General features: G+C 73.9%; 1 pseudogene. It reads right to left on the bottom strand.

The window, feature by feature from the left end:
• Nucleotides 1-218, bottom strand: a pseudogene (locus OO57_RS38250) (IS5/IS1182 family transposase); the annotation flags it as partial.

Here is a 218-nt window from a genome sequence, read left to right as displayed (position 1 = left end):
CGGCGCCGGGGACTTCGCGGATCACGGCACGGATGGCGGCGACGAGTTGGGTGACGGTGTCCTGGGTGGCGACCGCGTCCTCCAGCACGGTCGAGTCCAGAGCGCGCCGGTGGCGGCCCTTCAGCACGCCGGTCGCCTTCACGACCTCGCGCACCGCCTCGAAGACCCGGTGCGGTCGCGTCGAGCGGGCCAGTCGGCGGCGGAAGTAGGCCAGCAGC

Source organism: Kitasatospora phosalacinea, from assembly GCF_000717185.1.
GTDB classification, from domain to species: Bacteria; Actinomycetota; Actinomycetes; order Streptomycetales; family Streptomycetaceae; genus Kitasatospora; species Kitasatospora phosalacinea_A.
This window is presented reverse-complemented; position numbering and strand designations above follow the sequence as displayed.